This window comes from Streptomyces sp. NBC_00569 (genome assembly GCF_036345255.1).
In the GTDB taxonomy this organism is placed as follows: domain Bacteria; phylum Actinomycetota; class Actinomycetes; order Streptomycetales; family Streptomycetaceae; genus Streptomyces.
Map to the genome: position 1 here is coordinate 3,586,347 of NZ_CP107783.1, position 18,554 is coordinate 3,604,900.

The window sequence follows — 18,554 nt, forward strand, 5'->3', positions numbered from 1 at the left end:
CTGCGTGACTAGCGCAGCCCCGTCGACCGGTTCAGCGCCGCCTGGATGAGGCGGTCCACCAGCTCCTGGTAGCTCACGCCGCTCTCCTGCCACATCCGCGGGTACATGGAGATCGGGGTGAAGCCGGGCAGCGTGTTGATCTCGTTGATCACGAACTCGCCGTCCTCGGTGAGGAAGAAGTCGGCGCGCACGAGGCCCTCACAGGACGCCGCGTCGAACGCCTCCACCGCGAGCCGCTGCACTTCGGCCGTCTGCTCTTCGGTGAGCGGCGCGGGCACGATGCCGGACGCCGAGTCGATGTACTTGGCCTCGAAGTCGTAGAAGTCGTGGGCCTGGACCGGCGGGATCTCGGCCGGCACGCTCGCGCGCGGCCCGTCCTCGAACTCCAGGACGCCGCACTCGATCTCGCGGCCGACGAGCGCCGCCTCCACGATGATCTTCGGGTCGTGGCTGCGGGCCTCCTCGATCGCCTCGTCGAGGCCCTCGAAGGAGTCGACCTTGGTGATGCCGATCGACGAGCCCGCGCGCGCGGGCTTGATGAACAGCGGCCAGCCCTGCTCGCCGACGAAGTCCGCGATGCGGCGCCGCGCGCCTTCCCGGTCGTTCTCCCACTCGCGCGGCCGGATCACCAGGTAGGGGCCGACCTTCAGCCCGAACGAGGTGAACACCCGCTTCATGTAGTCCTTGTCCTGGCCGACGGCCGAGGACAGGACGCCACAGCCGACGTACGGCGTCCCGGACAGGTCGAGCAGGCCCTGGATGGTGCCGTCCTCGCCGTAGGGGCCGTGCAGGACGGGGAACACGACGTCGACGTCGCCCAGGACCTTGGGCACGGAGCCGGGCTCCGTGTAGACGACCTCGCGGCTCGACGGGTCGACGGGCAGCACGACCCCGCCCTCGGCGGACTCGGCGAGCTCGGCGACGTCCGGCACCTTGCGGTCGGTGATCGCCATCCGCTCGGGATCGTCGGCCGTCAGCGCCCAACGCCCCTCCCGCGTGATGCCGATCGGCAGCACGTCGTACTTGGTGCGGTCGATGGCCCGCAGCACGGCACCTGCGGTGACGACGGAAACGCCGTGCTCGGAGCTGCGACCGCCGAAGACGACGGCCACACGGGGCTTCTGGCCCGACGGACGGCTGCTCTGGGGAAGGTTCTCGCTGCTCATATCGCGTTGAGCGTACCTGCTGGTAGCAGCGGAGTCAGCGTCCGGCGAGACCCGCGTTCAGCGCCGTTCGGGCTTGGCGCTGCGCGACATCATCTCCTTCAGGGCGACGACCGGGGACTTCCCCTCGTGCACGATGCCGACGACGGTTTCGGTGATCGGCATGTCGACGCCGTGCCGGCGCGCCAGGTCGAGCACCGACTCGCAGGACTTGACGCCCTCGGCGGTCTGCTTGGTGACCGCGATCGTCTCCTGAAGGGTCATGCCCTTGCCCAGGTTCGTGCCGAAGGTGTGGTTGCGCGACAGGGGCGAGGAGCAGGTGGCGACGAGGTCGCCGAGGCCCGCGAGCCCGGAGAACGTGAGCGGGTCGGCGCCCATCGCGAGGCCGAGCCGGGTGGTCTCGGCGAGGCCGCGCGTGATGAGCGAGCCCTTCGCGTTGTCGCCCAGGCCCATGCCGTCGGCGATGCCGACGGCGAGCCCGATGACGTTCTTCACGGCTCCGCCGAGCTCGCAGCCGATCACGTCGGTGTTCGTGTACGGCCGGAAGTACGGGGTGTGGCAGGCGGTCTGGAGGCGCTGCGCAACCGATTCGTCGCGGCAGGCGACGACGGCGGCGGCGGGCATCCGGGCGGCGATCTCGCGAGCGAGGTTGGGGCCCGTGACGATCGCGATGCGGTCCTCGCCGACCTTGGTGACGTCCTCGATGACCTCGCTCATCCGCATGGCGGAGCCGAGTTCGACGCCCTTCATGAGGGAGACGAGGACCGTGCCGGGCGCGAGCAGCGGCGTCCACTCGGCGAGGTTGGCACGCAGCGTCTGCGAGGGCACGGCGAGCACCGTGAAGTCGGCGCCGTCCGCGGCTTCGGCGGCGTCGGTGGTGGCCCTGATGTTGCCGGGGAGTTCGACGCCGGGGAGGTAATCGGGGTTCGTACGCGTGGAGTTGACCGCTTCGGCCAGTTCGGGCCTGCGCGCCCACAGGGTGACGTCGCACCCCGCGTCGGCGAGCACCATGGCGAAGGCCGTGCCCCAGGAGCCGGTTCCGAAGACGGCCGCCTTGACGGGTGGGGTCACTTGCTCTCCTCAGGACTTCCGTGCTCGATGGCGGCCGAACCGGCCTGCTCCGTAAGGGTGTTGACCCCGGCGGCCTTGCGGCGCTGCGCGATGCGCGCCTCGCGGGGGTCGTAACGCCGCTGCGGAGGCTGCTCGCCGCGCAGTTCACCGAGCAGTCCGGTGATCGCCGTCATGATGACCTCGGTGGCCTCCTTGAGGAGTTCCGGGGTCATCTCCTTGTCGTAGAAGCGCTCCAGGTCGACCGGCGGCCCGGCGAGGACGTGGTGCGTCTTGCGCGGCAGCAGGTCGGGCTTCTTCGCGTACGGCGCGAGCACGAGGTTGGCGCCCCACTGGGCGACGGGAATGACGGGGCACTTGGTCTGCAGTGCCACGCGCGCGACGCCCGTCTTGGCGGTCATGGGCCACAGGTCCGGATCGCGGGTGAGGGTGCCCTCGGGGTAGAAGGCGACGCACTCCCCGCGCTCGACGGCGTCGATGGCGGCACGGAACGCGCTGAGCGCATTCGTGGTCTCGCGGTAGACGGGGATCTGTCCGGTGCCGCGCATGATGGCGCCGATGAACCCCTTCTTGAAGAGCCCGTGCTTGGCGAGGAATCGCGGAACGCGTCCGGTGTTGTACTGGAAGTGCGCGTACGCGAACGGGTCGAGATGCGAATTGTGGTTCACCGCGGTGATAAAGCCGCCGTCGGCCGGAATGTTCTCCATTCCGCGCCAGTCCCGCTTGATCAGAACCACGAGCGGCGGTTTAGCGATGACCGCCGCCAGGCGGTACCAGAAGCCGATTCTGCGGCGGGACACTCGGACACCTTCCTCTATGGACCCTTGAAGGCCCTCTCGGACCTGGTCAGCCGCACAAGTGTCGCCCCGGGCCGCCGGTCTGTCGAGAACACCGTACGCCCGCACGTTTATGCCCACCTCACGCGCCGGGCCACAATGAGCGCGACCCGAAGGGACGGACCTCACGTGCAGTGGACCCTCGTGATACCGCTGAAACCCCTGGTGCGGGCCAAGAGCAGGCTGGCACCCACGGCGGGTGACGGGGTGCGTCCCGGGCTCGCGCTGGCGTTCGCGCAGGACACCGTGGCCGCCGCGACCGCCTCGGCCGGGGTGCGGGATGTGGTGGTAGTCACGGACGACGCGCTCGCCGGGAGGGAACTGGCCGCCCTGGGTGCCCTGATCGTCCCCGATGCCCCGGGAGCGGGCCTGAACGCCGCCCTGGCGCACGGTGCGGCGGCGGCGAGGGCCCGGCGTCCCGATGCGGCCGTCGCGGCACTCAACGCCGATCTGCCGGCCCTGCGGTCCGCGGAATTGTCCCGGGTTCTCGCGGAGGCCGCGCTATTTCCCCGCGCATTTCTCCCCGATGCGGCGGGAATCGGGACGACACTTCTCAGTGCCCGTTCCGGTACGGAATTGCTTCCCGCATTCGGCACCGCGTCCCGCGCCCGTCATGCCGCGTCCGGCGCGGTGGAACTCCCGCTGACGGGCGTCGACTCCGTACGCCAGGACGTGGACACCGGCGAGGACCTGCGGGTGGCGCTGTCGCTCGGCGTCGGCCCGCGCACCGCGGGGGCGGCCGCCGGGCTGCTGATCCCGGACTGAGTACGCTGCCTGTATGCAGGCGACCGCGTACACATACGACCCCGACTCCCGCTCCGGCAGCGTGCTGCTCGACGACGGCACCCCCGTGCCGTTCGACGGCCCGGCGTTCGACGCGGGCGGCCTCCGGCTGCTGCGCCCCGGGCAGCGGGTCCGTATCGAGGTCGAGGGCGAGGGCGAGGCGCGGCGCATCACGCTGGTGACGCTGCAGACGCTCTGAGCCTCCGCCGAACCGGGCTTTCGCGCACACACCGCGGGCCGGGCTCCCCGAGGGGAGCCCGGCCCGGCGCGTGAGGGGCCCTTGAGGCCGTCGCCCTTACTTCTTGCGGGCGGTGGTCTTCTTGGCGGTCGTCTTGCGCGCAGTGGACTTCTTGGCGGGCGCCTTCTTGGCCGTGGCCTTCTTGGCGGGCGCCGTCTTCTTCGCGGTGGCCTTCTTCGCGGCGGCCTTCGCCGGAGCGGCCTTCTTCGCGGTGGCCTTCTTCGCCGTGGCGGTGGTCTTCTTGGCGGTGGCCTTCTTCGCCGTCGCCGTGGTCTTCTTCGCCGTCGTCTTCTTGGCGGTGACCTTCTTGGCGGTGGTCTTCTTCGCCGTCGCCTTCTTGGCCGTCGTGGCCTTCTTGGCCGCGGCCTTCTTGACCGTCGCCGCGGCGCCGCCGGTCAGGCTGCCCTTGGGCGCCTTCTTGACCGCGACCTCGCCACCACGCGGGAGCTTCTTCGAACCCGCGACGAGGTCCTTGAAGCCCTGACCGGCACGGAAACGCGGAACGGAGGTCTTCTTGACCCGTACGCGCTCACCCGTCTGCGGGTTACGGGCGTAGCGGGCGGGGCGGTCGACCTTCTCGAACGAGCCGAAGCCGGTGACCGAGACCCGGTCCCCGCTGACGACGGCACGGACGATGGCGTCCAGGACCGCGTCGACGGCGTCCGCGGCCTGCTGACGGCCGCCGACCTTGTCGGCAATCGCTTCTACGAGCTGCGCCTTGTTCACGTCTTCCCCTTCGGAGACATTGCCGGAACGTATCCGGTCCGGCTTTTTCGCACGTTAGGCAGATATATACCGCAAATCAAACACGAAACGGGCTAATCACCCTTGTGCCGCAACGAACTCGGGCTGTCGCGAAGTTACTCAGTGGTCCTCTTGCGAGAATCGACCCTCGTCGAGGTCCACCATGAATCGGTCCAGTCGCCTTGCCGCATCGGCGAGATCGTGCTTGGCCGCGGCCGTAATGACCAGCAGCTTCCGGGTCAGCGCCATCCGTACGCCCTCCGGGACTTGCAGTGCGCGCACCCTGGAGTGCGCTTCCTTGAGTTGGTCCGCGACCGCCGCATAGAGCTGGAGTTGGCCGTCGTGTTCCATGCACAGATTGTGCCATCTGGGGCGAGTTGTCGCCTCCGCAGGGGGTAACTGCCGTCCCTGGCGGGCCTCCTGGGCCCCTTCGAGAGGCGTACGCGCACGGGCGCCACGAAATGCGCGTACCCCCTGAACACCCTTGAAAACACGGGGAGTTGAGAGACCCGGAACGGCACTTGGCGAGCGGTTCGGGGCCGGACACAGCTGTACCCCCAACCGTCCACGATTGGGGGTACAGAGGGCTTGTTGCGATGGCCGGAATCAGCCTTGCAGAGTTCAGATCTGCACGGTCTGCGGCTTGAACGCGGGACGCTTGGACTCGTACTCCGCGATGTCACCCTCGCTCTGGAGCGTGATGCTGATGTCGTCCAGGCCGTTCAGCAGCCGCCAGCGCGCGTTCTCGTCGAGCTCGAAGGCGGCGGTGATGCCCTCGGCCCGTACTTCACGCGCCTCCAGGTCGACCGTGATCTCGGCCTGGGGGTCGTTCTCCACCAGGTCCTGGAGCGCGTCCACGACCTTCTGGTCGAGCACCACCGTGAGCAGGCCGTTCTTGAGCGAGTTGCCGCGGAAGATGTCGGCGAAGCGCGAGGAGATGACGGCCTTGAAGCCGTAGTTCTGCAGCGCCCACACCGCGTGCTCGCGGGAGGATCCGGTGCCGAAGTCGGGACCTGCCACCAGGACCGTGGCGCCCTCGCGTTCGGCCTTGTTCAGCACGAACTCGGGGTCCTTGCGCCAGGCCTCGAAGAGCCCGTCCTCAAAACCGTCCCTGGTGACCTTCTTGAGCCAGTGGGCGGGGATGATCTGGTCGGTGTCGACGTTGCTGCGGCGCAGCGGGACGGCCCGGCCGGTGTGCGTGGTGAATGCTTCCATGGCTGATCAGACTCCAGCGGGCGTACGGGCGTCAGTGTCGGACAGGTCGGCCGGAGCGGCCAGGTGGCCAAGCACGGCGGTGGCGGCGGCCACCTGGGGCGAGACCAGGTGCGTACGGCCACCCTTGCCCTGCCGTCCCTCGAAGTTGCGGTTCGAGGTGGACGCGGAGCGCTCGCCGGGGGCGAGTTGGTCGGGGTTCATGCCCAGACACATCGAGCAGCCCGCGTGCCGCCATTCGGCGCCGGCCTCCTTGAAGACCTTGTCCAGGCCCTCGGAGACGGCCTGCAGACCCACCCGAGCGGAGCCGGGAACGACCAGCATCCGTACGCCGTCGGCGACTTTGCGGCCCCCGACGATCTCGGCGACGGCGCGCAGGTCCTCGATGCGGCCGTTGGTGCACGAACCTACGAAGACGGTGTCGACCTTGATGTCGCGCAGCGGCTGCCCGGCGGTCAACCCCATGTATTCCAGGGCCTTTTCGGCGGCGAGGCGCTCCGAAGCGTCCTCGTACGAAGCAGGGTCGGGGACCTGTGCCGACAGGGGGGAGCCCTGGCCGGGGTTGGTGCCCCAGGTGACGAACGGCGACAGCGCGGCGGCGTCGATGACGACCTCGGCGTCGAATTCCGCGTCGTCGTCCGACTTCAGCGTCTTCCAGTACGCCACCGCGGCGTCCCAGTCCTCGCCCTTGGGGGCGTGCGCGCGGCCCTCGAGGTAGGCGAAGGTGGTCTCGTCGGGGGCGATCATGCCCGCGCGGGCGCCGGCCTCGATCGACATGTTGCAGATGGTCATGCGGGCTTCCATCGAGAGCTTCTCGATGGCAGAGCCGCGGTACTCCAGGATGTAGCCCTGGCCGCCACCCGTACCGATCTTCGCGATGATGGCGAGGATCAGGTCCTTGGCGGTGACGCCGTCGGGCAGCTCGCCGTCGACGGTGATGGCCATCGTGCGGGGACGGGCCAGCGGCAGCGTCTGGGTCGCCAGGACGTGCTCGACCTGGGAGGTGCCGATGCCGAAGGCCAGCGCGCCGAACGCGCCGTGCGTGGACGTGTGGGAGTCGCCGCAGACGACCGTGGTGCCCGGCTGGGTCAGGCCCAGCTGCGGGCCGACGACGTGCACGACGCCCTGCTCGACGTCACCCAGCGAATGCAGACGCACACCGAAGTCGGCACAGTTCTTGCGCAGCGTCTCCAGCTGGGCGCGCGAGACCGGGTCCGCGATCGGCTTGTCGATGTCGAGGGTCGGGGTGTTGTGATCCTCGGTCGCGATGGTGAGGTCGAGGCGCCGCACCTGGCGACCGGCCTGACGCAGGCCGTCGAAGGCCTGCGGGCTGGTCACCTCGTGCAGCAGGTGCAGATCGATGAAGAGGAGGTCGGGCTCGCCCTCGGCGCGCCGGACGACGTGGTCGTCCCAGACCTTCTCCGCGAGTGTCCTACCCATCGCTTTCCCTCCGGCCGGCATCGTGAGCCGGCCCAACTAGAGATCGTGGTCGCCGACGTCCGTACCCCTCGTACCGGACGTGAACGTCCCGGCCCGTTGGTCTGCGGGCCGCCGTAAGTACAGGGTGTCAAGTTTCACGGGAAATTGAACTTGCGTTTCACAGAGTGAGACGCGAGTATCGACGCATGGACAACTCTAGCGGCGTCGGCGTTCTGGACAAGGCGGCCCTTGTTCTCAGCGCCCTGGAGTCCGGTCCGGCCACCCTCGCGGGGCTGGTCGCGGCGACCGGACTGGCAAGACCCACGGCACACCGTCTCGCCGTGGCACTGGAACACCACCGGATGGTGGCGCGTGACATGCAGGGCCGGTTCATCCTCGGCCCGCGCATGGCCGAGCTGGCCGCGGCGGCGGGCGAGGACCGCCTGCTCGCGACGGCGGGCCCGGTACTCACCCACCTCCGGGACGTGACGGGCGAGAGCGCGCAGCTCTATCGCCGGCAGGGCGACATGCGCATCTGTGTCGCGGCCGCCGAGCGCCTGTCGGGGCTCAGGGACACCGTCCCCGTGGGCTCCACGCTCACGATGAAGGCGGGCTCGTCGGCGCAGATCCTGATGGCCTGGGAGGAGCCCGAGCGCCTCCACCGCGGCCTCCAGGGCGCCCGCTTCACGGCGACGGCCCTGTCGGGCGTGCGGCGCCGCGGCTGGGCCCAGTCGATCGGCGAGCGGGAGCCGGGCGTCGCGTCCGTCTCCGCACCGGTGCGCGGCCCCTCGAACCGCGTCGTCGCGGCGGTCTCGGTCTCCGGGCCGATCGAGCGCCTGACACGCCACCCGGGCCGCATGCACGCGCAGGCCGTCATCGACGCGGCGGGCCGCCTCTCCGAGGCCCTTCGCCGCACCGGCTGACCCTCCCCCACCACACCGCCCCGTCTCGGGCCGGCCGCTTCAACGCCGCAGCGACCGGCCCGAGTTGAGACTCGGTGAGACTTTCCCGCCCACGTGCTCCGGGCAACGCGAAGAGGCCCTCCCCTGTGGGGAGGGCCTCTTGCTGTCTTGTACCCCCGACCGGATTCGAACCGGCGCTACCGCCTTGAGAGGGCGGCGTGCTAGGCCGCTACACAACGGGGGCAAGGATCTTGTGTTGCCACACGATCCAGCTGGGCTACCAGGACTCGAACCTAGAACAACGGAACCAGAAACCGTCGTGTTGCCAATTACACCATAGCCCAATGCGATCCAGGCCTGGATGGCCCGATCAGTACCCCCGACCGGATTCGAACCGGCGCTACCGCCTTGAGAGGGCGGCGTGCTAGGCCGCTACACAACGGGGGCCCTAGCGATCCTGCATGAAAAACAGCGGGTGCGACCCGGACTGTCCCCCTGGGAAGGATCTGTACCCCCGACCGGATTCGAACCGGCGCTACTGCCTTGAGAGGGCAGCGTGCTAGGCCGCTACACAACGGGGGCTTTGCGGATCTGGAATCCGCGATGCAGATAAGCTCTGCGAGCTGGCCTACCAGGACTCGAACCTAGACTAACGGAACCAGAAACCGTCGTGCTGCCAATTACACCATAGGCCATCAAAAAGCAACCCCTTGCGAGGGTTCTGTTTGATTTACGCTTCCGGGTCCGGCCTGTCGGCCCGTTTCCCTTGGCGCAGGAAGAACATTACCCGAAGGTGGACGGCGCTCCAAAACGGGTATCCGGGGCCAGCAGGGCGGGGAGCTGATCGAGCGCTGTGATGCGGGTGAGTTCGGGACGGCCGCCGGTCCGCGCACGGTCCAGCCAGATGCCGGTGAGCCCCGCCTCCTCGGCTCCGCGGGCGTCGGTGTCGGGCTGGTCGCCGACGTACGCGACCTCGTGCGGGGGCAGTTCCAGGGCCTCGCAGGCGGCGTGGAAGGCGGCGGCCTGCGGTTTGGCCACGCCGAGTTCGGCGGCGCAGACGACGGCCTCGAAGCGGTCCCTGACGCCGAGGACGCGCAGCTTGCGGTCCTGGTTGTGGAGCGAGGAGTTGGACAGGACCGCGTGCCGGTAGCGCTCCGCGAGCAGGTCGAGCACGGGGACGGTGTCGGGGAAAAGCGCCCAGGCGGCCTCGTAGTGGACGATGTAGCGCCCGAACCAGGCGTCCGCCTCGGCGTCGTCCATGTCGTCGGCGCCGCGCTCCACGAAGGCCCGTACGCGATTGCGGCGCTGGCTCTCCCAGTCGGTCTCGCCCGACTCGAAGCGCGCCCAGTGCTCCCGGGTGAGGGTGCGCCAACGGGCGAGGGCCTGGCCGACGGAGGTGAATCCGTCGGCCAGGCCCTCGGCCCGAAGGTGGTCCCGCATTCCCGCGCGGTCCGCGTTCGCGTAGTCGAAGATCGTGTCGTCTACGTCCCACAGGACCGCGCGGATCGGCATGTGCCCGAGCTTAGGCCGTGAGCTTGGCCAGGGCGGCGTCGATGCGGGTCAGAGTCTTGTCCTTGCCCAGGATCTCCAGGGACTCGAAGAGGGGCAGGCCGACCGTGCGGCCGGTGACGGCGACGCGGACCGGGGCCTGCGCCTTGCCGAGCTTGAGGCCGTGCTCCTCGCCGGCGGCCAGGACGGCCTCCTTGAGGGAGTCGGCCGACGCCCAGTCGGCGGCCTCGAGCTTCGCGCGGGCCGTGGTCAGGAGGCCGACCGGGTCGCCCTTCATGGCCTTGGTCCAGGACGCCTCGTCCTCCACCGGCTCCTTGAGGAACAGGAAGTCGACGTTGGCCGTGATGTCGGACAGGACCGTCACGCGGGTCTGCGCGTGGGGGGCGATGGCCTCCCAGGCCGCCTGGTCGAAGTCCTCGGGCGCCCAGTTGGCGAACGGGGCGCGCAGCCACGGCTCGCAGGCCTCCGCGAACGCCTTCGCGTCCAGCATGCGGATGTGGTCGCCGTTGATCGACTCGGCCTTCTTGAGGTCGAAGCGCGCCGGGTTCGAGTTGACGTCCGCGAGGTCGAACTTCGCGACCATGTCCTCGATCGAGAAGACGTCCTGGTCGGCCGAGAAGGACCAGCCGAGCAGGGACAGGTAGTTGAGCAGGCCCTCGGGCAGGAAGCCGCGCTCGCGGTAGAGGTTGAGCGACGCCTGCGGGTCACGCTTGGAGAGCTTCTTGTTGCCCTCGCCCATGACGTACGGCAGGTGACCGAAGGCGGGCGTGAGCTTCGCGATGCCGAGCTCGGTGAGCGCCTTGTAGAGGGCGATCTGGCGGGGTGTGGAGGAGAGCAGGTCCTCGCCGCGCAGGACGTGGGTGATCTCCATCAGGGCGTCGTCGACCGGGTTGACCAGCGTGTACAGCGGGGCGCCGTTCGCGCGGACGATGCCGAAGTCCGGGACGTTCTCCGGCTGGTAGGTGATCTCGCCGCGGACCAGGTCCTCGAAGGTGATCGCCTCGTCGGGCATGCGGAAACGGACGATGGGCTGCCGGCCCTCGGCCTCGTACGCGGCGATCTGCTCGGCGCTCAGGTCGCGGCAGTGGCCGTCGTAACCGGAGGGCTTGCCGGCGGCGCGGGCGGCGTCGCGGCGGGCGTCGAGCTCCTCGGTGGAGCAGTAGCAGCGGTAGGCGTGACCGGCGGCGAGGAGCTTCTCGGCGACGTCCTTGTAGATGTCCATGCGCTGCGACTGGCGGTACGGCGCGTGGGGGCCGCCGACCTCGGGGCCCTCGTCCCAGTCGAAGCCGAGCCAGCGCATCGAGTCGAGGAGCTGCTCGTACGACTCCTCGGAGTCGCGGGCCGCGTCGGTGTCCTCGATGCGGAAGACCAGGGTGCCCTGGTTGTGCCGGGCGTAGGCCCAGTTGAACAGCGCCGTGCGGACCAGGCCCACGTGGGGGTTGCCGGTCGGGGACGGACAGAAACGTACGCGGACGTTCGCGTTAGCCACGCTTGATCACCTTGTTGGTGAGAGTGCCGATGCCTTCGATGGTGACGGCGACCTCGTCGCCGACGTTGAGCGGGCCGACCCCTTCCGGGGTGCCCGTGAGGATCACGTCGCCGGGGAGCAGCGTCATGGCCTCGGAGATGTTGACGATCAGGTCCTCGATCGAGTGGATCATCTGGGACGTGCGGCCGAGCTGGCGCTGCTGTCCGTTGACCGTGCACTGGATCGTCAGGTCGCTGGGGTCGAGGTCCGTCTCCACCCAGGGGCCGAGCGGGCAGGAGGTGTCGAAGCCCTTGGCCCTGGCCCACTGCTTCTCGCGCTTCTGGACGTCACGCGCGGTGACGTCGTTCGCGCAGGTGTAGCCGAGGATGACGTCCTTGACGCGCTCGCGCGGGACCTCGCGGCACATGCGGCCGATGACCACGGCGAGCTCGGCCTCGTGGTGCAGTTCCTGCGAGAAGGAGGGGTACGCGATCTCGTCGCCGGGACCGATCACCGAGGTGGACGGCTTGAAGAACGCGAAGGGGGCGTCCGGGACCTCGTTGCCCAGTTCCTTCGCGTGTTCCGCGTAGTTGCGGCCGAAGGCGACGACCTTGTTCGGGAGCACCGGCGGCAGGAGCCTGACCTTGCTCAGCGGGACCTTCGTGCCGGAGAGTTCGAAGTCCGCGAACGGAATGCCCTTGATGATGTCGAGGACAAGCCCATCGGTCGTTCCGGGGGGACTGTCGCCCTCGACCGCGCCGAAGGCGACATTGCCGTCGATGGAGAATCTGGCGATGCGCACGGGTGCCTTGCGCCCCTCTACTTCCGCTGGCTGGAGTCTGACGCCCCAGGCTAACGCGGCGCGGGCCCCCGGCCTCGCGGATTGCCGCGCGTCAGGACGCGACGGGCGTCTGCTCCGGGGCTTCCATCAGGATGGCGCGGCGCGGGTTGGCCGTCTGCGCGGGGAGTTCGACGGAGTACTCCGGGAGCTCCGGTGCCGTCTGCAGCTCGTCGGCGTCCTTGAGGTGCATCAGCGTCGTGCGCCGGGGGTTGGCGATGTTGCGGAACATCGTGGACTTCACAGTCTTCATGTGTCGCTCGTGACCTTGTCGGTGCGGGCGCCCGCGGGGCGCCGGTTGTCGGATTCGCCATCCCTGTAAAGCGTCAGGCTAAACATCTGATTCCCGTCGAAAGCGAGGAAGAGGCGAAGTTCTTCATGTGAGTTTCCTCACCAGAGGGCGGGCAAAAGTTTCAATTCGGACCCGATGTGCGTCGTACCGAAAAGGGCATTCCGCCACTGAAGCCACCATTCCGCTCCCGATCATGGCGACTGGGACACCCCCGGGGTGTAGGTGGAACGTCAGTAAAAGTCCGTTATCGATGAGATCACTTTCTACGTCTCGTGACGCACCCCTCACAAGGCGTCACACTGGTCCGGTCCTGACCCTCGGCCCTTGTTGGAGATCCTGCACTGTGCTGGAATTCGCGGGACCGCCGCGAGATCGAGCCGGCGCGCACGGGGCGCAACGCAGCGCCGAGTCGCGGCGGGAAGGGGGAGCAGCGCCGGTCACCGACGACCGAAGGGGGCGTGTCAGCTCGCCCCCGAACTACGCCGACACCGTCCCGTCCGCGCACGCGGGGGACGCCTGGTCCAGAGGTTGCGACGCTAGTGCAGGGACGTAAGAACAGGGATGGCAGCGCTGCGGCGGAGCCGGAGCCGCGCGGCGGGACTGGCCCGATGACAGGCAGTTCCTCGCCCCAGCACGCCCAGAACCCGGGCCGGACCGCCTCCGTCGAGGGCAGTACGGCGGCCTCGGCCGCGCCCAAGACCGCCGCGAAGCCGAAGAGCCCGACCGGCCCCGGCTCGCGAATAGCTCTTCGCAACTGGCGTATCTCCACCCGCCTGGTGTCGCTGCTCGCCCTCCCCGTGGTCGCCGCGACCTCCCTCGGCGCGCTGCGTATCGGCGAGTCGATGAGCGACATCCAGCAGCTCGACAACATGAAGCTGCTGACCGACATGACCAAGCAGGCCACCGAGCTCGCGTCCGCGCTCCAGGAGGAGCGCGACCAGTCGGCGGGCCCGCTGGCCAATGGCGGCAAGGCGACCGAGGACTACACCGTCAAGGGAGCGCGCCAGAAGACCGACCGCGCGCGCAAGGCCTTCATGGAAGGCACCTACGAGATCACCGACGGGTCCAGCAACAGCGGTCTCGACGGTGTGCAGGACCACGTCACGCAGATCGCCGGCCAGCTCAACAACCTCAAGGGCATCCGGCAGGACGCGTTCAAGGACCGCAGCACCTCGTCCCAGACGATCGACGCCTACAGCCGCCTCGTCGAGCAGCTCCTGTCGCTGTCCACCGACATGGCGCAGGCGACCAGCAACCCCGAGATGATCAAGCGCACGCGCGCCCTGGCGTCGTTCTCCTCCGCCAAGGAGTACGCGTCCGTGCAGCGCGCCGTCATCGCGGCCGCCCTGCCCCCGAACGACCGTGACTTCGGCAAGCTCTCCGAGACCGACCGCCGCTACGGCGAGTCCGCGCTGGAGAACCAGGAGTCCGACCTCAAGGGCTTCAGCTCCGTCTACGGAAACGTCGCCGCCACCGAGCTGATGAAGCCCATCGACTCGGGCAACGCGACGATCAAGGCCGCCGACCAGTACGCCCGCCGCGCCCTCAGCCAGGAGGGCGGCATCAGGATCCAGGACAAGCGGTCCTACAAGGACTGGGTCGACGCGGACAGCCAGCGTCTGCAGGAAATGTCCAAGATCGAGCTGACGCTGCTCAACCAGATGGAGCAGCAGGCCCGCGAGCTGCGCAACGAGTCCGAGCGCACGGCCATCATCAACGGTGCGCTGATCCTGCTCGTCCTCGGCGTCTCGCTCGTCGGCGCGTTCGTCGTGGCCCGGTCCATGATCCGCTCGCTGCGCCGGCTCCAGGACACCGCCACCAAGGTCGCCCAGGACCGCCTGCCCGAGCTGGTCAAGCAGCTGTCCGAGTCGGACCCGCAGGACGTCGACACCTCCGTCGAGTCCGTCGGTGTGCACTCGCGCGACGAGATCGGCCAGGTGGCCTCGGCCTTCGACGACGTGCACCGCGAGGCGGTCCGTCTGGCCGCCGAGCAGGCCCTCCTGCGGGGCAACGTCAACGCGATGTTCACCAACCTCTCGCGCCGTTCCCAGGGTCTTATCCAGCGCCAGCTCTCGCTGATCTCCGAGCTGGAGTCGCGCGAGGCCGACCCCGACCAGCTGTCCTCGCTGTTCAAGCTCGACCACCTCGCGACCCGTATGCGCCGTAACGGTGAGAACCTCCTCGTTCTCGCCGGTGAAGAGCCCGGCCGCCGCTGGACCCGCCCGGTCCCGCTGGTCGACGTCCTGCGCGCCGCCGCCTCCGAGGTGGAGCAGTACGAGCGCATCGAGCTGGCCTCGGTCCCCTCGACCGAGGTCGCCGGACGCGTCGTCAACGACCTCGTGCACCTGCTCGCCGAGCTGCTCGAGAACGCGACCTCCTTCTCCTCGCCGCAGACCAAGGTCAAGGTCACCGGTCACGCGCTGCCCGACGGCCGTGTGCTCATCGAGATCCACGACACCGGCATCGGCCTCTCCCCCGAGGACCTCGCCGCGATCAACGAGCGGCTCGCGTCGCCGCCCACCGTGGACGTGTCGGTCTCGCGCCGCATGGGTCTGTTCGTGGTCGGCCGTCTGTCGCAGCGTCACGGCATCCGTATCCAGCTCCGCCCGTCCGACTCCGGCGGTACGACGGCACTCGTCATGCTGCCCGTCGACGTCGCCCAGGGTGGCAAGAAGGCTCCGGGCAAGCCCGGTCCCGGCGCCGCCTCCGGTGGCCCCGCCGCCGCGCAGGCCGCCGCCGGTGTGGCCGCCGCACGGCGTGGGGTCGGCGCGGGTCCGCAGGGCGGTCCCGGCGGTGCGAGTGGTGCGGGTCGGCTCGGTGCCGGTCCCGGCGCGACACGTCCGCAGGTCGCCGGCTCGGGTCCGCGCGCGGCGCTGCCCAGCCGTGACGGCAACGGGCCGCAGGCACCTCAGTCTCCGCAGTCCCAGCAGCCGCAGCAGTCCCCTCAGCAGGGGCGTCCGGCTCCGGCCGGACTGTTCGGCGCGCAGGCCGGCCCGCAGGGTGGTCCCGGCCAGGGTCAGGGCCTCGGCCAGGGCCCGGGCCAGAACGGTCCCGTGCCGCCCCAGCAGCGTACGAACCAGTCTCCCGAGCAGGGTCGCAGGCCGGTCCTGCCGCCGCGTGGCGGTCCCCGTGCCGAGCTGCCCGGGGGCAACCCCCAGCCGCGCGTGCCGAGTTGGGGCAACGACGACGCGCAGCCGCCCGTGCCGCGCGCCTCGCTCGACGCGCCGCGCGGGCACGAGGAGCCGGACTCCACGTCGCAGTTCCCGCGGGTGGACGACCGTCAGGGCCCCGGCTCGACGGCCGAGTTCCCCCGGCCCGACTTCGACGGGCCCCGTCCCGGCGCGCCCGCCCCGCTCGACCAGGGCCAGGGTCAGGACACGGGTGCGTTCGTCCGTAACGACGTCTTCGGCGGCCACCAGAGCCAGTCGCAGAACCCGAACCACTTCCAGCCCCAGAACCAGGCGCCCGGCCAGCCGCAGAACCCGAACCACCAGACCGGCCAGTTCGCGGCGCCCGGCTTCGACGACGGTCTGCGCTCCGGTGCTCAGGACCCGTCCGCCACCGGCCAGTTCGCGGCCCCCGGCCAGAACCCCCCGGGGCATCCGCGCCAGGACGGCCAGTTCCCCGGTGCCGACGCCTTCGGCCAGGGACAGGGTCAGTCGCAGCCGCAGCCGCAGGGCCGCAACGGCGGTTCCGCGCGCGACCTGCCGCAGCTCGGCTCCCGGGACGCGGCGGACTTCTCCATGCCGCGGCCGCCCGCCCAGGGCGGCCGGGACCAGGGGTTCCCGGCGCAGCCGCAGGCCCCCGGACGGCAGGACGAGCTGCCGCCCGCCGGACCCGGCGACGGCCGCACGCCGCTCTTCGACACCCTTGAGACCAACTGGTTCCACGGCCAGCAGTCGGGCCAGCAGGCCCCGCAGCAGGCGCCCGCCCCCCAGCAGAACAACGGCCGTCCGGGCGGCCTGCCGCAGCGCTCGCCGCAGCAGCCCCAGTCGCCCAACGCCACTCCCGCCCCCGCCCGCCCGGCGGCCGCCGCACCCTCGGCGCCCCAGCAGGCTCAGGCGCCCGCCAACTGGCGCCAGTCGCCCAACGACGAGCTCGGCCGCCAGGCCGAGCGGGTCCGCCAGCCCTCGGCCGGCGGAGTCACCGTCTCCGGGCTCCCGCGTCGCGTCCCGCGTGCGAACCTCGTCGCGGGCACGGCTCAGCAGCAACAGCACCAAACCGGTCCGCAGGTCTCGCGTTCGCCTGATGACGTTCGCGGCCGGCTGACCAATCTCCGTCGGGGCATCCAGCAGGGTCGCCAGGCCGGTACGGGCCAGACCGGCAGCTTCCCCAGCCCCACTCACCAGCAGGAGCGTTAGTTGACCCAGATGAGCCAGGCGGCACAGAACCTGAACTGGTTGATCACCAACTTCGTGGACAACACGCCGGGGGTCTCCCACACCGTCGTCGTGTCCGCGGACGGCCTGCTGCTCGCCATGTCGGAGGGGTTCCCCCGGGACCGCGCCGACCAGCTGGCCGCCGTCGCTTCGGGCCTCACCTCGCTGACCGCGGGTGCGTCCCGGATCTTCGAGGGCGGCACGGTCGCCCAGACCGTGGTGGAGATGGAGCGTGGCTTCCTCTTCCTCATGTCGGTCTCGGACGGTTCGTCCCTCGCGGTGCTCGCGCACCCCGAGTGCGACATCGGCCTCGTCGGCTACGAGATGGCGCTGCTCGTGGACCGCGCGGGCTCCGTGCTCACCCCCGATCTCCGCGCCGAACTGCAGGGCAGCCTGCTGCACTAGTCAAGACCTCCCCCACACGCACGTATGACCGCACCGTCAGGCCGCCACCGCCCCCACCGGCCACGTCAGACGGCACGCAGACCACCTGCTGTCCCGCCCGGAGGATTCATGACCCCGCCCACCGCCTCTCACGACCCGTACGGCGTATCTCCGCACGCCTCGTACGGTCCTGAGGGCGACCAGCCGCTGGTGCGTCCTTATGCGATGACCGGTGGCCGGACACGGCCGCGCTACCAGCTCGCCATCGAGGCGCTCGTCAGCACGACCGCCGACCCGGCCCAGCTGATAGGGCTGCTCCCCGAGCACCAGCGCATCTGCCACCTGTGCCGCGAGGTCAAGTCCGTGGCGGAGGTGTCGGCCCTGCTGTCGATGCCTCTCGGTGTGGCCCGGATCCTCGTCGCGGACCTGGCGGAAGCGGGAATGGTGGCCATCCACCAGCCCGGTGGCGACGAGAACGCAGGCGGCCAGCCCGACGTGACACTGCTCGAAAGGGTGCTCAGTGGACTTCGCAAGCTCTAACGGCGGAGGCGGCCGTTCCACCACGTCCGCGAAGATCGTGGTGGCAGGCGGCTTCGGCGTCGGCAAGACCACGTTCGTGGGCGCCGTCTCCGAGATCAACCCTCTGCGCACCGAGGCCGTCATGACGTCCGCGTCCGCGGGCATCGACGACCTCACCCACACCGGGGACAAGACCACCACCACGGTGGCGATGGACTTCGGCCGCATCACGCTCGACCAGGACCTGATCCTGTACCTCTTCGGTACACCCGGTCAGGACCGCTTCTGGTTCATGTGGGACGACCTGGTCCGCGGCGCGATCGGCGCGATCGTCCTCGTCGACACCCGCCGCCTCGCCGACTGCTTCCCGGCCGTCGACTACTTCGAGAACTCCGGGCTGCCCTTCGTCGTCGCCCTCAACGGCTTCGAGGGACACCAGCCCTACACGCCCGACGAGGTGCGCGAGGCGCTCCAGATCGGCCCGGACACCCCGATCATCACCACGGACGCCCGACACCGTGCGGATGCAAAGAGTGGCCTGATCACGCTGGTCGAGCACGCCCTGATGGCCCGCCTGAAGTAGCCCGACCGCCGAAAATCCGGCCACCAAGTGGCTAGATGCATACGGCAGTTGTCGTAGTGCGCCCGGAGGCCGCTGTGTCCTTTGACACGGTCGGCCTCCGTGTTCATAACGTTTCGACAGAGAATTCCAGGGCCTCAGACACAGGTCGCGCACACCCGGTTCCACTGTGCGCACAAGAGCCCCGCCTTTTGGCGGGGCTCGCTCTTTATGACCGTTT

General features: G+C 69.7%; 18 protein-coding genes and 5 tRNA genes. 7 read left to right on the forward strand and 16 right to left on the reverse strand.

Annotation, left to right across the window (positions count from 1 at the left end; all coding sequences use genetic code 11):
• Positions 1-8 precede the first annotated feature (8 nt).
• From OHO83_RS16020 to OHO83_RS16030, 3 genes are read right to left on the reverse strand one after another with little or no spacing between them, the layout of a single operon-like run.
• Complete coding sequence (locus tag OHO83_RS16020; protein ID WP_266674565.1) at positions 9-1,166, reverse strand: D-alanine--D-alanine ligase family protein; 1,158 nt, start codon at positions 1,164-1,166, stop codon at positions 9-11.
• Between the two features lie 57 nt (positions 1,167-1,223).
• A complete protein-coding gene (locus OHO83_RS16025; RefSeq protein WP_266674563.1) occupies positions 1,224-2,234 on the reverse strand; it encodes an NAD(P)H-dependent glycerol-3-phosphate dehydrogenase in 1,011 nt (336 codons plus the stop codon).
• On the reverse strand, positions 2,231-3,031 hold the full coding sequence (locus OHO83_RS16030) for a lysophospholipid acyltransferase family protein (RefSeq protein ID WP_266674561.1): 801 nt from the start codon (positions 3,029-3,031) through the stop codon (positions 2,231-2,233). The genes OHO83_RS16025 and OHO83_RS16030 overlap by 4 nt, the downstream gene beginning before the upstream one ends.
• A gap of 165 nt (positions 3,032-3,196) precedes the next feature.
• On the opposite strand from OHO83_RS16030, the gene cofC reads away from it, so the two are divergent.
• Positions 3,197-3,832 (forward strand): 2-phospho-L-lactate guanylyltransferase, encoded by a 636-nt coding sequence (gene cofC, locus OHO83_RS16035; RefSeq protein ID WP_266674559.1) that lies wholly within the window; start codon positions 3,197-3,199, stop codon positions 3,830-3,832.
• 13 nt (positions 3,833-3,845) lie between these two features.
• Complete coding sequence (locus OHO83_RS16040; protein ID WP_266674557.1) at positions 3,846-4,049, forward strand: hypothetical protein; 204 nt, start codon at positions 3,846-3,848, stop codon at positions 4,047-4,049.
• Between the two features lie 96 nt (positions 4,050-4,145).
• On the opposite strand, the gene OHO83_RS16045 is transcribed toward OHO83_RS16040, so the two are convergent.
• From OHO83_RS16045 to leuC, 4 genes are all read right to left on the reverse strand, one after another.
• Positions 4,146-4,814, reverse strand: coding sequence for an HU family DNA-binding protein (locus OHO83_RS16045; RefSeq protein ID WP_266674555.1), 669 nt, complete (start codon positions 4,812-4,814; stop codon positions 4,146-4,148).
• A gap of 138 nt (positions 4,815-4,952) precedes the next feature.
• Entirely contained in the window at positions 4,953-5,183 is a 231-nt protein-coding gene (locus OHO83_RS16050; RefSeq protein ID WP_266559656.1) for a hypothetical protein, read from the reverse strand.
• 270 nt (positions 5,184-5,453) lie between these two features.
• Entirely contained in the window at positions 5,454-6,047 is a 594-nt protein-coding gene (leuD, locus tag OHO83_RS16055) for a 3-isopropylmalate dehydratase small subunit (RefSeq protein WP_266674553.1), read from the reverse strand.
• A gap of 6 nt (positions 6,048-6,053) precedes the next feature.
• Positions 6,054-7,484: a 3-isopropylmalate dehydratase large subunit gene (leuC, locus tag OHO83_RS16060; RefSeq protein ID WP_266674551.1), complete on the reverse strand. Its 1,431-nt coding sequence runs from the start codon at positions 7,482-7,484 to the stop codon at positions 6,054-6,056.
• 185 nt (positions 7,485-7,669) lie between these two features.
• Here leuC and ndgR point away from each other — a divergent pair, with 185 nt between their 5' ends.
• Entirely contained in the window at positions 7,670-8,386 is a 717-nt protein-coding gene (ndgR, locus tag OHO83_RS16065; protein ID WP_100595026.1) for an IclR family transcriptional regulator NdgR, read from the forward strand.
• A gap of 150 nt (positions 8,387-8,536) precedes the next feature.
• On the opposite strand, the gene OHO83_RS16070 is transcribed toward ndgR, so the two are convergent.
• The 9 genes from OHO83_RS16070 to OHO83_RS16110 form a co-directional block, all read right to left on the reverse strand.
• Positions 8,537-8,609, reverse strand: a tRNA-Glu gene (locus OHO83_RS16070).
• A gap of 28 nt (positions 8,610-8,637) precedes the next feature.
• Positions 8,638-8,709, reverse strand: a tRNA-Gln gene (locus tag OHO83_RS16075).
• Positions 8,710-8,739: 30 nt separating this feature from the next.
• A tRNA-Glu gene (locus OHO83_RS16080) sits at positions 8,740-8,812 on the reverse strand.
• A 62-nt stretch (positions 8,813-8,874) separates the two neighbouring features.
• Positions 8,875-8,947 (reverse strand) — tRNA-Glu (locus OHO83_RS16085).
• 41 nt (positions 8,948-8,988) lie between these two features.
• Positions 8,989-9,060 (reverse strand) — tRNA-Gln (locus OHO83_RS16090).
• A gap of 88 nt (positions 9,061-9,148) precedes the next feature.
• Positions 9,149-9,877 (reverse strand): HAD family hydrolase, encoded by a 729-nt coding sequence (locus OHO83_RS16095; RefSeq protein WP_266674549.1) that lies wholly within the window; start codon positions 9,875-9,877, stop codon positions 9,149-9,151.
• A 10-nt stretch (positions 9,878-9,887) separates the two neighbouring features.
• Positions 9,888-11,363, reverse strand: a complete 1,476-nt coding sequence (gltX, locus tag OHO83_RS16100) for a glutamate--tRNA ligase (protein ID WP_266674548.1) — start codon at positions 11,361-11,363, stop codon at positions 9,888-9,890.
• Positions 11,356-12,144: a fumarylacetoacetate hydrolase family protein gene (locus OHO83_RS16105; RefSeq protein ID WP_116509456.1), complete on the reverse strand. Its 789-nt coding sequence runs from the start codon at positions 12,142-12,144 to the stop codon at positions 11,356-11,358. Before OHO83_RS16105 ends, gltX begins: the two co-directional genes overlap by 8 nt.
• A 91-nt stretch (positions 12,145-12,235) precedes the next feature.
• Complete coding sequence (locus OHO83_RS16110) at positions 12,236-12,433, reverse strand: hypothetical protein (protein WP_116509458.1); 198 nt, start codon at positions 12,431-12,433, stop codon at positions 12,236-12,238.
• Between the two features lie 578 nt (positions 12,434-13,011).
• Here OHO83_RS16110 and OHO83_RS16115 point away from each other — a divergent pair.
• The 4 genes from OHO83_RS16115 to OHO83_RS16130 all read left to right on the forward strand — a co-directional run bounded on the left by OHO83_RS16115 (position 13,012) and on the right by OHO83_RS16130 (position 18,337).
• A complete protein-coding gene (locus OHO83_RS16115) occupies positions 13,012-16,833 on the forward strand; it encodes a sensor histidine kinase (protein WP_266674544.1) in 3,822 nt (1,273 codons plus the stop codon).
• Between the two features lie 9 nt (positions 16,834-16,842).
• Positions 16,843-17,256: a roadblock/LC7 domain-containing protein gene (locus tag OHO83_RS16120; protein WP_067164664.1), complete on the forward strand. Its 414-nt coding sequence runs from the start codon at positions 16,843-16,845 to the stop codon at positions 17,254-17,256.
• A 108-nt stretch (positions 17,257-17,364) separates the two neighbouring features.
• Entirely contained in the window at positions 17,365-17,775 is a 411-nt protein-coding gene (locus OHO83_RS16125) for a DUF742 domain-containing protein (RefSeq protein WP_100595020.1), read from the forward strand.
• Positions 17,756-18,337, forward strand: a complete 582-nt coding sequence (locus OHO83_RS16130) for a GTP-binding protein (RefSeq protein WP_100595019.1) — start codon at positions 17,756-17,758, stop codon at positions 18,335-18,337. Before OHO83_RS16125 ends, OHO83_RS16130 begins: the two co-directional genes overlap by 20 nt.
• The last annotated feature ends 217 nt before the right edge of the window (positions 18,338-18,554 follow it).